The 14,517-nt window shown below is 62.0% G+C and carries 9 protein-coding genes and 1 pseudogene; 3 read left to right on the top strand and 7 right to left on the bottom strand.

Annotated elements, in window-relative coordinates; translation table 11 throughout:
- Positions 1-66 precede the first annotated feature (66 nt).
- Both NUH86_RS21800 and NUH86_RS21805 read left to right on the top strand, forming a co-directional pair.
- Positions 67-1,035, top strand: a complete 969-nt coding sequence (locus NUH86_RS21800) for a FecR family protein (RefSeq protein ID WP_267252561.1) — start codon at positions 67-69, stop codon at positions 1,033-1,035.
- Complete coding sequence (locus tag NUH86_RS21805) at positions 998-3,304, top strand: TonB-dependent receptor domain-containing protein (protein ID WP_267252562.1); 2,307 nt, start codon at positions 998-1,000, stop codon at positions 3,302-3,304. The genes NUH86_RS21800 and NUH86_RS21805 overlap by 38 nt, the downstream gene beginning before the upstream one ends.
- A 105-nt stretch (positions 3,305-3,409) precedes the next feature.
- On the opposite strand, the gene NUH86_RS21810 is transcribed toward NUH86_RS21805, so the two are convergent.
- The 6 genes from NUH86_RS21810 to NUH86_RS24785 form a co-directional block, all read right to left on the bottom strand.
- Positions 3,410-4,813 (bottom strand): sensor histidine kinase, encoded by a 1,404-nt coding sequence (locus NUH86_RS21810; protein ID WP_267252563.1) that lies wholly within the window; start codon positions 4,811-4,813, stop codon positions 3,410-3,412.
- The gene (locus NUH86_RS21815; protein ID WP_267253030.1) at positions 4,813-5,496 is read right to left on the bottom strand and encodes a response regulator transcription factor; all 684 of its coding nucleotides are present in this window, start codon (positions 5,494-5,496) and stop codon (positions 4,813-4,815) included. Before NUH86_RS21815 ends, NUH86_RS21810 begins: the two co-directional genes overlap by 1 nt.
- Before the next feature lie 7 nt (positions 5,497-5,503).
- A complete protein-coding gene (mprF, locus tag NUH86_RS21820) occupies positions 5,504-8,107 on the bottom strand; it encodes a bifunctional lysylphosphatidylglycerol flippase/synthetase MprF (RefSeq protein ID WP_267252564.1) in 2,604 nt (867 codons plus the stop codon).
- A gap of 4 nt (positions 8,108-8,111) precedes the next feature.
- Entirely contained in the window at positions 8,112-8,837 is a 726-nt protein-coding gene (locus NUH86_RS21825) for an AcvB/VirJ family lysyl-phosphatidylglycerol hydrolase (protein WP_267252565.1), read from the bottom strand.
- A complete protein-coding gene (locus tag NUH86_RS21830) occupies positions 8,834-12,205 on the bottom strand; it encodes a polysaccharide deacetylase family protein (RefSeq protein WP_267252566.1) in 3,372 nt (1,123 codons plus the stop codon). Before NUH86_RS21830 ends, NUH86_RS21825 begins: the two co-directional genes overlap by 4 nt.
- 124 nt (positions 12,206-12,329) lie before the next feature.
- Positions 12,330-12,569 (bottom strand): sodium/glutamate symporter, encoded by a 240-nt coding sequence (locus NUH86_RS24785; RefSeq protein ID WP_323749033.1) that lies wholly within the window; start codon positions 12,567-12,569, stop codon positions 12,330-12,332.
- Between NUH86_RS24785 and NUH86_RS21840 the strand changes: the two are divergent.
- Positions 12,493-12,960: pseudogene (locus tag NUH86_RS21840) on the top strand (3-oxoadipyl-CoA thiolase); the annotation flags it as partial. The gene NUH86_RS24785 and the pseudogene NUH86_RS21840 sit on opposite strands and share 77 nt — an antisense overlap.
- A gap of 80 nt (positions 12,961-13,040) precedes the next feature.
- On the opposite strand, the gene NUH86_RS21845 reads toward NUH86_RS21840, so the two are convergent.
- Entirely contained in the window at positions 13,041-14,456 is a 1,416-nt protein-coding gene (locus NUH86_RS21845) for a sulfatase-like hydrolase/transferase (RefSeq protein WP_267252567.1), read from the bottom strand.
- Positions 14,457-14,517 lie beyond the last annotated feature (61 nt).

The following is a 14,517-nucleotide window of genomic DNA, read 5'->3' on the forward strand; positions in this document are numbered from 1 at the left end:
CTGGGGTGGTTTGCGTCCGGTGGCGTCTCATCGGCAAGGGGTAATGGTCATGAACGGGAGGTCGAAATGAACATGCCCGCCGACAGGGAGGGCGATATCGCGATGGAGGCCGCGTCATGGCACGCGCGTCTCGACGCGCCATATATGGATTGGGACGGTTTCGCGGCCTGGCTCGATGCCGACGCCGCGCATCGCACGGCTTATGATTCCGTGGCCCTGATCGACGCGGACATCGACGCGCTTCGCCCGGCAATCCTCGCAGCTTTGCCCGCAAACGACAGGGGTGAGGTCGCTTCGTCGACCGGTTCCTGCCGCTATTGGTGGATGGGCGGGGGCGTTGCCGCCATGGTTGCGCTCGCGGCCGTTGTCGCGATGCGCCTGACAGCGCCGAATGTGGAAGATATTGTGGCCTATGCGACGGGCCCTGATACAACGCGGATGATCGTGCTGAAGGACGGCAGCCATATCCTGCTGGATCGCAATTCCCGACTGGCGCTTGCCGATGGGCCCTCGCCGCGTGTGGACATGCGTAGTGGCGCCGCGTTTTTCGATGTGCGGCACGACCCGTCGCGCCGCTTCACGATAGCGGCGGGCGCCTATGAAGTGCGCGACATCGGCACCAGATTCGATCTCGTCGTCACGCCACAGCAACTGAGCATCGCGGTCAGCGACGGAAGCGTGGTCGTTGCGCCGAAGGCAGCTAAGGGCGTGACGATCGCCGCGGGAAAGCGAATGGACGTGATAACCGGCAGCGGCGAAGCGAAGGTTGGCGCGGTTGATATCGCTGCCATCGGTGCATGGCGTCGTGGACAATTGATCTACAACGCCGCCCCTCTCACACTGGTAGCGGCCGATCTGTCGCGCTATGTCGGTCGGCAAGTCATGGTCGATCCAACGATCGGCGATTTGCGGCTTTCTGGAGTGCTGACGATCAGCGATGGTGCGGGGTTGGTGGAACAGATTGAAGCCCTGCTTCCGGTCGAAGCCGTGGAAAGGGATGGCACGATGCGCCTGGTGGGGCGCAGCGCTCGCTAGCCTTTCCTGCGGCACCGCACATGCGGAGCCGCGCAGGATTGACATCGCCGCAGGATCGCTGGAGGCGGCGCTGACCGAACTGGCGAAGCAAACCGGCATATCGGTGGGCATGGCGGGCACCATCCCGGCCCGCCGTACGCCGCGCGTCAGTGGTGTGATGAGTACCGACGCCGCGCTGCGAAAACTGCTGAAAGGATCTGGGTTGCGTGCGGTTCGCGCAGGTCCGGCGCTTTGGCGGCTGGAAACGGTGCCCGCCCAGTCCGACACAACTGCGCGGGCTGCGGTCCGGATCGCTACTTCGCCTGTTGAAATCGTGGTTACGGCGACGAAGCGCGAAGAGATGCTGAGCGATGTGCCGATCGCAATCAGCGTCATCCAGCCCGAATTCGGCGAAGGGGCCGCCAGTGCCCATGATGTTGGCGGGATATTGCCCTATACGCAAGGAGCCTTTGCGACCAATCTGGGGCCAGGTCGTAACCGCATTTTCCTGCGCGGTGTCGCGGACAGTCCGTTCAACGGATCAACCCAGTCCACGGTGAACCTGTATCTGGATGATGCGCGCGTAAGCTACGCAACCCCTGATCCCGATCTGCGCGTTATCGACATTGATCGTATAGAATTTCTGCGCGGCCCTCAGGGCACACTGTACGGATCAGGCGCCCTCGGCGGGATTGTCAGGATCATCCCCAAAAAGCCCGACTTGCAGCACTGGTCGGGGATGGCCGGCCTGGAAGCCAGCCAGATCAGCCATGGCAGCGCGGGCGGAGCGATCGAAGGGACGCTCAACGCACCGCTGCTATTGGACCGTATGGCTCTGCGCCTTTCCGCCTATACCGAACGGACCGGCGGCTGGATCGATGATCGGCAGAGGGACAAGGACGACGTCAACCGCACCCAGCGCGTCGGCGGGCGCGCCATGCTCGGCTGGCAAGTTGCCGACGATTGGCATGTCGATCTTGGCGTCACCGCGCAGTGGCTGAATGTGCGTGACAGCCAATATGCCTTTCACGGGCTCGCGCGCGGAACTGCTTTGGCCGAACCGCACGATAATGATTTTCTGGTTACGACGGCGACGATCGGCGGCCAGATCGGGGCGCTCGATCTCACATCGTCCACCGCCTATGTGACGCATGAATTTAGCAGCCGGTATGACGCCACGTCCCAGGCCGCAGCCCTTGGGCTGGCGGCGCCGCTTGGTTTCGACGAACGGCGCTTGCTGCGCCTGATGACGCAAGAAGTCCGGTTGAGCGAAACATCTGCTTCACGGCCATGGGTCGCCGGTCTTACGCTGCTTAAGGCGGAAAATACGCTCACGGACAGATTCCTGCCTGTAACAGGTCAAGCGGTGACAGTCCTTGCACAACATAATGATAGTTTCGAAGGTGCATTTTTCGGCGAACTCGCCCAGCCTTTCGCGAATGAATGGAAGATAACTCTCGGCGGCCGCGCCTATCTCTCCCATGTGAATAACGAACAGGATGGACAGGCAAATCGCAGCGCGCGGGAATATGGCTTCACCCCAAGCCTTGCCCTGTCTTGGCATCCTGCTGCACAGAGATTGCTCTGGCTCCGCTACGCGAGCGCCATCCGCCCCGGCGGCATCAACCCCAATGGCGATCCGAAATCCCAATCTTTCCGATCGGACGACCTCAAGAGCATCGAGCTCGGTTGGCGACTGAGCGGAACGGATGAGCGTTTTCGACTGAGTGGCAGTCTGTTCGGGCTTCAATGGAAGAATGTACAGAGCGATGTTCTCGGCACCGATCATCTCGTCCGCACCATCAATGCCGGTCGGGCTCATAATATCGGCGTAGAATTATCGGGAGAGTTTCGCGTCATCCCCTGGACAATTGAGACCAATGTCACGGTTCAACGCGGTCGGCTGACGCACCCGTCGGTTGCTGCCGGCGCGTCGGGAGACGACACGCGGCTGCCGATTCTGCCCGATTGTGCAGGTAGCGTGAGGCTATCTTATGCCAAACCGATCGGCTCTACGCTCACCCGGGGATTCTTCTCCGCACGTTATACCGGGTCCGCCCGACTAAGTTTTGATCCTTTGCTAGACAGGAAGATGGGTGATTTTTGGGTCACCGACATTGGCATTGAAGCCATCAAGGGTAGTCTGAGAGCGGGGTTGACGCTCTTCAATCTTCTTGACCAGCGCGAAGACAGCTTCGCGTATGGCAATCCCTTTACCATAGATGCCATCAGCCAGCGAACACCAGTTCAGCCACGAACAATCAGCTTGCGGCTGGAGAGAAATTTCTGAAACAGGCTCCGCCGCCATCAGGCGACGGATTTGGAATGCCGGAAGAGCCGTTAGCCTTGCGGCGCGCCGCCTGATGCTTTGCGATCTCGGGCTGCCGGAGGAATGCTAAGGCGGCGACTTCGATTGCCGAGCCTCACCATCGCTCTCCGAATATGGAAATGACAGTGTGACGAGCAATCCAGGCGCCGCGTCACTCAGCACAAGCTTGCCGCCGTGCAGCCGCGCGACAGCGGCAGCGAGCGAAAGGCCGAGTCCTGCGCCTGCAATATGACGGGAAATGTCCAGCCGGGCGAAGCGGCTGAGCGCGCGTGCGCGATGCTCTTCTGGAACACCGGGACCATTGTCAGCCACCTGGATCAGTATCGATCCGGCTTCTGGGTGCGCTGACAGCTTTATGCGATCCCCGCCATATTTAAGCGCATTATCGATCAGGTTTGAAAGCGCCTGTCCCAGCATCTCTCGATTCGAAAAGAGGAACACGCCTGGTTCAGCGTCCACAAGGATTGTTACGTTTCTCTCTTCTGCCAAGGCGCCGTACATGTCCTGAAAATCCTGGAGCAGCGCTGCGGTATCGACCGGCATGAAGCTCTCCCGGCCGATCCCGGCTTCGGCACGGCTGATGAGCAAGGCAGTGTCCAGCATCCGCAGTAGCGTGTCGCTTTCCTCAACCGCGCGTTCAAGCGCGCTGGCGGCGGCCTCGTCATTGCTTCGCTTCAGCGCGCTGTCCAGTACGGCACGCAGGCGGGTGAGCGGCGAACGCAGGTCATGGGCCAAGCCGTCGGTCACCAGGCGCAGTTCCTCGACAAGCCCGGTTATCCGGTCCAGCATGGCGTTGATAGCTTCTCCCAACGCATCGAACATGTCCCCGCTGCCGCTCAGGGTGATACGGCGCTCCATCTGGCCTGTTTCCACGGCGCTTGCCGTATCGGCCACGGCGTGCAGGCGCCTTTGCATGATGGAGGCCGCGAGCCAGGCGGCCCCGGCTGCGAGCGGGACCGCAAGCAGGACAGCGCTCATCAGTGCGGCTTCCAGATAGCCGCCGAAACGCAGGTCGGTTTCCACCACATGTCCGGTCAGCAAGCGCGTACCGTCGGGAAAACGGGTGCTGACGACGCCCATGACCTGCGGATCGCCATGTTGACGAGGCACATGCAGCAGGTTCACCAGACGCCACGATTCCGCCGTGCCGACCTGATAGGGCCATTTATCGAGATTGCCCGCGATGCGGCGCCCATCCGGTCCCATGAGCAGCAGGATGGCTTCCCTGCCTGGATCGGCGGCGATGCGGCTGCGTACCGTGGCGCCTGCCGCGGCAAGCCCGGCGGCGGCGTAGGTGGCCGATATATCGTCGCGCAGGCCGACCGCTATCTCGCGGCTGGCGTGGTTGACCGATTGGCTGGTGAACCGATGGACGGCCCACAGCGATACCAGCACGCAGGCTATCTGCATCAGGAAGATCAGCAAGGCAAAGCGCCCAATGACCGAATAGCGCCAGCGCATGACGCGCATCAACCATTCTCGCTCAGGCGATACCCAGCGCCGCGTACCGTGTGGATAAACGGCGGTTCACCATCTTCGTCGATCTTGCGCCTCAACCGGCTGATATGGACATCGATGACATTGGTGCCTGGGTCGAAATGATAATCCCAGACCCCCTCCAGCAACATGGTCCGGGTCACGACCTCGCCCTTGTGGCGCATCATATATTCCAGCAGGCGAAACTCCCGCGGTTGCAGTTCGATCGACCGGCTCCCACGCGCGGCCTTGCGGGAGAGCAGATCTACTTCCAGATCGCCGCATGTCATCCGCGTCTCGGCCTGTGCGACCTTCCCACGCCGCAGCATGATCCGCAGCCGTGCCAGCAGTTCGGCGAAGGCAAAAGGCTTGGCTAGATAATCGTCCGATCCGCCGTTCAGCCCCTTGACCCGTTCGTCAGCGGTCGCGAGCGCGGACAAAATCATGATCGGCGTTTCGATACCCGCCGCCCGCAGGGCCGCGAGCACCGCCATGCCGTCCATGCCGGGCAGCATCCGGTCAAGGATGATCACATCATGCTTCGCCTCGGTCGCCATGAACAGGCCCTCTCGGCCGTCTTCCGCCTGATCGACCGTGAAGCCCTCTTCGGCAAGGCCCTTTGCGATATAGTCGGCCGTCGTGGTGTCATCCTCGACGAGCAGCACCTTGTAGCTCATGGTGATCCTATCGGCCATCGAGACGCCTCCGTCCAGCATTCCCCATCCTGCAGGCAGCGCTCTTTGACCCGCCCTCAATCAGGCGCTGAAGATCGAGCATCGCCCGCAGCATCGACAGGCCCTGTGGCCCGGCGATAAAGCGCGGCTCCCAATATGGCTCGAACTTCGCCTTATAGGCTCGAAGTCCCTTGAAGCCGTAGAGGCTGCCGCCATGCTCAAAGACCAGCGCTCCTGCCTTCACCCAAAGTGGTGACAGCCGCCGCGCCTCCAGCCCCGACAGCGGCGCCATGCCTAAGGTGAACCAGCGATAGCCATGCGCCTTTCCCCAGAGCATGAGGCGGCAGAACAGGAAATCCATCATACCGGCAGGCGCATCCGCATCATGGCGCATCAGATCCACGGAGAGTTCGCTGCGGTCGGCGGTCGCCCAGATGTTGGCAAAGGCAATGATCCTGCCCTTGCGTTGTACAACCGCGCAGTCGAAGCGCTGCATGTAGGCGGCGTCGAACCGGCCAACGCTGAACGCCTTTTCAGAGACGGCCTTGGCCTGCAACCAGCGATCAGACACAGCCTTCATCTCGTCAAGCAGCGGCGCGATATCTGCGGCTGGCACGACATCGAACGTGACATCTTCCACTTCGGCTCGGCGCAATGCGTGACGGAAAGGCTTGCCTTTGGCTCCGTCAATCGTGAAGCAGGAAAGATCTACTCGCGCCTCCTCGCCATATTTGACGAGCGACAGGCCAAGGTCGACGGCAAGCGGCAGTGCGTCGAGGCTGAGCTGATAAAGCAGAAACCGCCCTTGTGCCGCGTCCGCCCGCTCGCGCAGTTCCCAGAGCAGGTTGCCCCATTCACTTCGGTCGCCGACAGGATCGCCCATCACGATCCAGCTATGGCCTTGGATCTGGTACATGAGAAACGCATCGCCCGATGGCGAGGTAAGGAATAATTTGTCCCCGGTAAGGGCCAGAAACGCATCGGTCCTCCGAGCGGACGCGAGCGCCTCCCTGCCAGGCGACGTCGATAGGATCGGTCCGGTGGCGAACGGCGATGCCGGACGAAGCAACTGCCACAGTGCGGCACAAACCAGCAGCACGCCGGTCGCAAGGGCGGCGCGAAGGAAGCGGGAAGCGTCATGATGGCTGCCGAACTGCCACCACAGATTATTCTGGTAATCGACGTGCTTGAAGGCGAAAAATCCGATCCAGATCGAGATGCCGATGGCGACCGCAAGCGCCACGATCCAACCCGGCGCAAGCGTGGCGGAGGTCAGGCTGGTCTTCCGGTAGAAGGCGGGGCGGCTCCATTGCAGAAGGCCTGTGATGACGAGCAGGACGACCGCTTCTTCATAATCCAGCCCCTTCATCAGGGAAAATCCAGCCCCTGCCAGTAACAATAGCCGCGTCAGCCAGAATGCGCCGTCCTGCCGCCGGTAGAGGCCTGACGCCAGCAGCACCAGCATCGCGCCGATCATGCTGGCGGCGAGGTGCGAGGCTTCGACAAAGGGCATGGGAAGGATTTCGCTCAGGGTTCTGAACCGTGCGGGCATGGCGGGCAGCGATCCAGACACCAGAAGGACTATGCCGCCGGCCGCCGCCAGCATGGCCAGGACAGCCGGAGCAATCTCCCGGCCCAGGCTTTCGGCGCCGCTCAGCACGCGCCGGACAGGGCTCTGCCAGGCGTGTCGCTCATGCAGGACGATCAGGAACGCCGCAACGGCCAAGGGGAGCAAATAATAGATGATGCGATAGGCCAGTAGCGCCGCAAAAAGCGAAGGCCTCGCCACGTGCGGCACGGTGGCGAGCACCACCGCTTCGAACAACCCCACGCCGCCTGGCACATGGCTGATCAGCGCCACGATGATGCCCAGCGTATAGGCAAGGAAGAAGGCCGGGAAGAGCGTCAGGGCGGTGTGAGGCAGCAGGATGAACAGCGCTGCACTGGACAGCGTCAGGTCGATGCAGGCGATGCCGATCTGCGCCGCAGCTTGGGCACGCGACGGAAGCACGAGCGTCCAGCCGAACAGCCGGACAGGATGGGGCACGCGCCTGAGCGCGGCCATCGCTCCCCCGATGGTTCCAAGGAGAAGGAAGCCCGCGACTCGAACGGAGTCGGCACCGATGGGAAAAGCCTTGATCGACACTGGAACCGGATCGATCGCAAGGAACAGTGCCGCCATGGTCACCACCCCGCCCCAGAACGACAGGCTGGCAGACGCGATCACCCGCGCGACGTCGCCGGGCCCCAGTCCAGCCGCGCCGTAGATGCGCATACGCGCGGACCCGCCCGTCAGCAGGGACAGACCCAAATTATGGCTCAGCGTGTAGCTGCAGAAGGAGGCGAGCGCCGCGGTGCGCCAGACGATATGCTTGCCGATGATGCGCAGCGCCATGTGATCATAGAGCGTGAGCGAGAGATAGCTGAGAATCGTGAGGATCGATGCGCCAGCGATCGCGCCTGGCGTGATGGCATGGATCGCTTCGCGCAGGTCATGTCCACGCACCTCGGAAAGAAGGTGAAACACCATCGCCAGGCCCAGCCCCATCATCAGCAGGAGGATGACGACGGTCAGACTGCGCCGGTGCGTTGCAGAGAACAGGGCGGTGATCACGACATCACGTCGGGTGGGCGGGCGAGGCCAGCGTCCGGTCTATCGCCCGCAATAATATCGCACTGGCAGTGTCGGCATCATGATGCAGTGCATGCCCGCCGGGTAGGCGGACGGAGATTGCGTTGCGCTGATGAAGCGAGGGGCAAAGGCTCGATCGTTCGTCCGCGCCGTGAATGCAGAGCAGCGGAACCCAGCTCAATCTGCGCCCCGCAAGCGATGCGTCCTCCTGAGGTTCACCGATCGAGAACATCTCGGAGGGCGATGCGCGCCATTCCCGGGTGCCGCCGGGGACAATCAGGCCGACAAAGGCAATCCGCCGCCGGAGCGCGTTGGGCACATAAGGCAGCGAAGGCGCGATGACATCAGCTCCGAAAGATTGACCGAGCAGCAGCAGCCGCGCCTCCGGATCAATCGCGATCGCCCGGCGCAGGCCGACCGCGATCATAGCGCCCGTTTGCTCCGGCGTACGGCGGATGCGGAAGAAATGAAGGCTATTGATGGCGACGACGGGGATCCCATCTATGGTCAGACGATCGGCAATCGCCGGGCCGAGGCCTGCATGGAAGCCCATGTCACCGGACAAAAATAACGCGACCGCATGCCGATCCGCCTTTTGCCCCGCCTTGGCAGGCATGATGTCGAACAGGTGCCCGCCCAAATATCCCAGATAGCAGAAGCACAACAATATTGCGCCGCATAGCAGCAGCATCGTGCTTGCCACTAATTTCATGCCGCTCTGCTCCATCCCGCCAGCTCTTCTGTCGGGCCGCCTGACGCCTGAACCCGACCGCTCCGTTCAAGCTTGCCCCAGCCTACCCACGGACCCAATATGGCGGTGCCGACAGCGCGGATCACGACGCCGTACATGATCTGTCGGTATACGAAACGTTGCGCGACCAGCAGCAAGGCGGGATAGCGCCGCTCGCGCGGTTCCAGCCGATAGGCGACAGCACCGCACAGAACGTCTATCGCGCAGAAGGCAATCCAGTACAGGCCCATGCGCAGCACGTCGCTTTGCGTCTGCGCCCAACCATGCTGGTGCACGCGCACGATCGTGTCGATACCACTGGCGATCAGAGCAAGGTCGATGATCGGGGAAACGAGCGCAAAGCCGATCTGGAACAGCCATGCCTGCGGCAAGCCAACCCAGGAAAGCCCCGCAGGCTTGCCATCGCGCCAGATACCACGATGCTTCCACAGGCATTGCAATGTGCCATAGGCCCAGCGGAAGCGCTGCTTCGCGAGGGCGCGGAAGCTTTCGGGCGCTTCGGTATATGCGACCGCTTCAGTATCATAGGCGACAAGCCAGCCTGCGCGCTGGACGGCGATCGTCAGATCCTGATCCTCCGCCAGCGTATCGAGCGGGTAACCGCCAACCTCGTCCAGCGCCGCACGTCGCCACGCGCCGACGGCTCCCGGCACGACCGTGATCGCGCCGAACCGGGCAAGCGCCCGCCGCTCCAGATTCTGTGCCGTCACATATTCGACCGCTTGCCAGCGCGTGACCAGGTTCACACGGTTGCCGACCATGGCGTTGCCAGCCACCGCACCCACATTGTCGTCGGCAAACCAGCGGGCGAGCCGGACGATGGTCAAGGGTTCGAACTGCGTATCGGCATCAAGCGCGACGATAATGGGCGCGCGCGCCAACTCCAGCGCCCGATTGAGCGCCGCCGCCTTGCCACCATTGGCAAGGGTCAGCAACCGTACGCGCTGATCCCCGGCGAATGCGCGTGTCACGATGGCGCTCGTCGCGTCGGTGGAGCCGTCATCCACGACGATGACGTCCAGCGTCACCTGCTCGCTTGCCAGTACGCGGCGGACCGATGCCTCGATCACCTTGGCTTCGTTGAAGGCAGGAATGATCACCGACACGAGCGCGCCTGTCGGCATCGGTGGCGGTTCCACGTGGTTGGAGCGCAGGCGGCTGCCAAGCGCCAGCGCCGCGAGCATCAACGCTCTACCGATGCCGAACAGGATGACCGCAAAGAACAGCCATTTGAGCGCGACCGCAATCACGGCCAGTACAAGGAACACGGCAATATCGATCCGCACGGCGGCAAGGTCTGCACCGCCAACTCGCGGCATGACCTTGTCGGGGGTGAGGCCGGCGAGCCTGGATATGGTGACGAAGCGATAACCCTTCGCCTCCAGCCGCTTGATGATGCGGGGTAGGGCTGCGACGGTCTGTGCCCTGTCGCCGCCGCTGTCATGCAGAAGGACAACCTGCGCGGAGCGGTCTGCCGTTCCGGCCTCCACTTGCCGGACGGTGCGGTCGACGATCGCGTCGACGCCCGGCCTCGTCCAGTCGCCGGGATCGACATGCAGGCCGACATTCAGGTAACCGGCGCGCTGTGCCTCCAGCGCGGGACCGATTTCGTCCGTGCTGGTGGGCTCGGCATCCCCGAAATAGGGAGCGCGGAACAGGCGCATGGCCCGACCGGTATAGGCTTCCACCAGCCGCTGCGTACTGTTCAGCTCCAGCGACACGCCTCTTTCCGAGACCTGGGACAGGTTGGGATGGGTATAGCTATGGCTGCCGATCTCGCTGCCCTGCGCGATGATCTGGCGCAGTAGCGAAGGATGCATGATTGCGTTCTCGCCGATCACGAAGAAGGTGGCGGGCACATGCGCGCGCTTCAATATATCCAGGATCGGCGGCGTCCAGACCGGATCCGGCCCATCGTCGAAGGTCAGCGCCACCATGTGCGGGCGATACCCCGTCCGCCGAATGACATAAGGGGTGGGGAGACGGCAATAATGTTCGTCGATGATCAGCCCGCTGAGCGCGCGTGAACCCATGCGCACCGTCCGATAGCCAATGGTCGGCACATCGTCGATCCGCAGGATCTCGCCATTACCCTCGACATCGACCGAATTGAAACTGGTCAGCCGTCCGAGGCCTTCCACCTTGCCGCTCCCGCCCGCGAGAGCGGACCAGAAGCCGGGATCCTCCGATCCTAATCGCCATAAAGCTATGCCACCGGCTCCGGCGATCCGCGCGGAACGCACCTGGTTCCAGGCACTAGCGGCATCCAGCATCCAGACATGATGGACGGCGCCGTCCTCGGCATAGTCGAACGTTGCATTGCCGCTCCGGCCATCGAAACGGATCGGCGCGCCAGAGTCGTGCGCGGTCAGCCACGCGTCTTCGATCGAGAGGATGGAGGCAGGGCCGCCGCCCTGCGTCCAATCATAGGCATAGTTGCCGATCGCCACTATCGCCTTGGATGCCGGGACTTCGTGCAGCACCGCCCGCAAGCGACCTACGAACCAGGGCTGCGCGGCGATGGGCCCCGGCCGATCGCCGATGAAATGCTGGTCATAATCCATCAGGAACAGGCGGTCGGCAACGCGCGCATAGGCACGCAGGTTCCAAAGCGCATCGTCCACCGGCACGGTCAGCATCACCTGCTGATGATGGTCGTGCAGCAATTGTGCTGCTTCTTTGAGGAAGGACAGATAGTCTGTGTGCGCGCTGGGCGGGAGCGCTTCCAGGTCGAATATGACGCCCGAACCGTGAAGCATTTTCAGCGATCGAACCAGTCGCATGAGCAAGACTTGCCGCGCCGCCGGATTGTGCAGGAGAGTTGCCGTCCCACCTCCGTCCCATCGGCCGTCGTCAGCATTTTGTACCACTGGCATGATGCGCGGACGATGAGCCGATGTGCGGATGATGGACGTAAAGAGCGGATCATTCGCAATCTGCAAGTCATGGTGCTTTCCGGTGATCGTCAGCAAGGCTGGCGCAACCCAATCGATCTGACCGATATGCTGGCGCAACGAGGCCCGGCTCGCATCGTCCCACGGAACATAGAAGGCGACGCTGACAGGTCGGGTGGCGGCCGGGCCGCGGTGAGGAAGCCATTCGGAGAGGCGGGAATTGATCGATGCCCGGAAATGGTTCAGTCGCTGACCAATGCCTTCCGGACGGCGGCGTTCCATCTGCAAGGGTATGGCAGGCAGCACCGGGACACTGATGATGGTGAAGGCAAAGGCCATTCCCGCGCCGAGCATGGCCAGGATCAGGCAGAACAGGGCAGGCAATGTCCATCGGCGCCTGCGGCCAGTTGCATCGTAGAAAACTGGCCTTTGCATCGCTTGCTCATCCGACTGGAGAGGCGGCGCAACAGGGGTGAGCGCCGCCTCTCACTTACGTGGCCATCATGTGAGCCGACGCACTCGATATATCGTATGGCCTAACCATTGGATGGTCGGCAGATTACAACTTTGTCATGTGAGGGACGTCGTTTGAATAGCTGGCCGCCATCGCATTGGCGGTGGTGCCCAGCATATAGCCAAGCATCCCGCCGGCGGTCACCGCTGCTTTATAATCGCGGCCCATCAACCATCTTGCGCACCCTGCGCAGAAAAGCAGCGACAGGACCGTCACGGCGGGCAATGCGTCGGGGATCAACGACGGCGCGGCAGCGATGATCGTGGCCAGCGAGGCCGCTGCCAAAGCCCATGGCCTGACGCCCCGCGCCCGCATCCTGGGCATGGCATCGGTCGGCGTCGAACCGCGGGTCATGGGCATTGGGCCGCTGCCCGCGACGCTGAAGCTGCTTGCCCGGCTGGGCCTGTCCATCGGCGATTTCGACGCGATCGAACTGAATGAAGCCTTCGCCAGCCAAGGCATCGCGGTGATGCGGGGGCTGGGGCTGCCCGACGATGCGGCACATGTGAACCCGAACGGCGGCGCGATTGCGCTTGGCCATCCGCTCGGCATGTCGGGCGCGCGCATCGCCATGACGCTGGTGCATCAGTTGGAAAAGACTGGGGGCAGGCGCGGTATCGCTACTCTGTGTATCGGCGTCGGCATGGGACTGGCATTGGCGATAGAGCGGGTCTGACCTTCCGGCGGGCTGATTTTGACATTGGCAGCCCGCCGCCGGACAGTATGGCCGCAAATGTCAAAATCGTAAAAGCCCTGTCACTCTTCGCCAGAGGGCATCTTTGCGCAGCCGCCCACCGTGGAAGGCTTGGCCGGATCAAGAGAAGCCTGGCCTTCGCACCATGGATAAAGGGTGGCATTCAGCTGGCCATCCTTTGTCTGATCCAATAGTTTGCGCAGAACCGTGTAGCGGCGCCCAGCTTCACCTTTGCGTTCATTCGGCTTGATTTCGGTCTCCGTACCCGAAACCGGATCCATTTTGACGAACTGGCCGTTTCCGTAGAGCTTCCAGCTGTCATCAAATGCAAAGCGTGATGGTTCGTATTGCCACATCGGCGCATAATGCATGAAGATCGTATCCCGGACATGCCGCAGCTTACCCTCCATGACAGGCCACTGGCTCACCCCGTCCACTTTTCCGGCCGCTTCCCCTTTTCCCGCAATCTCGGCAAAAGTCGGCAGTAAATCGGTAAAGTCGACCAGAGCTTTGCTCACCGTGCCGCGCGGGACGCCGGGACCCCATGCAATAAACGGGACGTGGGTGCCATTGATAGTGGGCAGTCCCTTGCCTCCCTTGACCTGATGACCGTCCCGCGTCGAAATAATCTGTTGATTGGTCCCATTGTCGCTGGTGAAGATGATCACCGTATTCTTGTCGAGCCCTTCCCTCTTCAGCCGCGTCATCAGATCGCCGACAAGCCGGTCCATATAGGTGACCATGCCGCTGAAACGATCCTTCGCCCATTGCGCGGTCATCGAGTCAGGCGTCTGAACGAAGGGATTGTGAACCAGCACCATCGAGTAATAGAGGAAAAAGGGTTTGTCCTTGTGGCGCGATATGAAATCCAGCGCCTGGGTGCTGTCGAGATCGGGACCGAACCCTTCTTCGCTGATCTTGGGCTTTCCATTATTGGCCCGGGTCGGACCCCAATAGCGCGACCCTTTGCGGGCCATTGCTTGCAGCTGCCACAGATAGCTTTCGTCGAAACCAGCAGCTTCGGGCGTGATGCCGACACGACCGTCGAAGCCATTGCCCATCAACTGCCATTTTCCCACCATGCCGGTGGAATAGCCCAGGTCGCGCATGACGTTGCCGAAGGTCCGCTGACCCGGCGCCAGATAGCCGAATGCCTCGTAATTTCGCCAGTTTTCCTGCCCCGTCATCAGCCGGACACGGGATGGCGAACAAAGCGGCATGGCATGGGCGTTATCGAAGCGCATGCCTTCGGCGGCCAGCCGATCCACATTGGGCGTGTGATATTCCCCGCCATAGGCGTTGATGCCTTCGACCCCAAGATCATCGGCCAGGATCAAAATGATATTGGGCCGACGGGCTTCGGCGGTCTGTTGCAATGCTACGTCGTTGCTTGGCTTTGCCCCCGCAGCCTGAGGCATGCCGGCGAGGACCGAGCCAAGTGCGAGTATGGCCAAAGTGCGTCGGAGGTGCTTCATCATCTTTTCCTTTGGGGTAGGCAGGGCGCTTGTTCAGCAGGTCACTCTGAATGGGCGGCCCAAT

This window comes from Sphingobium sp. JS3065, from assembly GCF_026427355.1.
Classification (GTDB): domain Bacteria; phylum Pseudomonadota; class Alphaproteobacteria; order Sphingomonadales; family Sphingomonadaceae; genus Sphingobium.

Excerpts from the sequence above, each read along its gene's own strand:
- NUH86_RS21815 (WP_267253030.1), bottom strand. The coding sequence starts at position 5,496 with ATGAGCTACAAGGTGCTGCTCGTCGAGGATGACACCACGACGGCCGAC.
- NUH86_RS21800 (WP_267252561.1), top strand. The coding sequence starts at position 67 with ATGAACATGCCCGCCGACAGGGAGGGCGATATCGCGATGGAGGCCGCG.
- NUH86_RS21845 (WP_267252567.1), bottom strand. The coding sequence starts at position 14,456 with ATGATGAAGCACCTCCGACGCACTTTGGCCATACTCGCACTTGGCTCG.
- NUH86_RS21810 (WP_267252563.1), bottom strand. The coding sequence starts at position 4,813 with ATGCGCGTCATGCGCTGGCGCTATTCGGTCATTGGGCGCTTTGCCTTG.
- NUH86_RS21830 (WP_267252566.1), bottom strand. The coding sequence starts at position 12,205 with ATGCAAAGGCCAGTTTTCTACGATGCAACTGGCCGCAGGCGCCGATGG.
- NUH86_RS21805 (WP_267252562.1), top strand. The coding sequence starts at position 998 with ATGGCACGATGCGCCTGGTGGGGCGCAGCGCTCGCTAGCCTTTCCTGC.
- NUH86_RS21825 (WP_267252565.1), bottom strand. The coding sequence starts at position 8,837 with ATGAAATTAGTGGCAAGCACGATGCTGCTGCTATGCGGCGCAATATTG.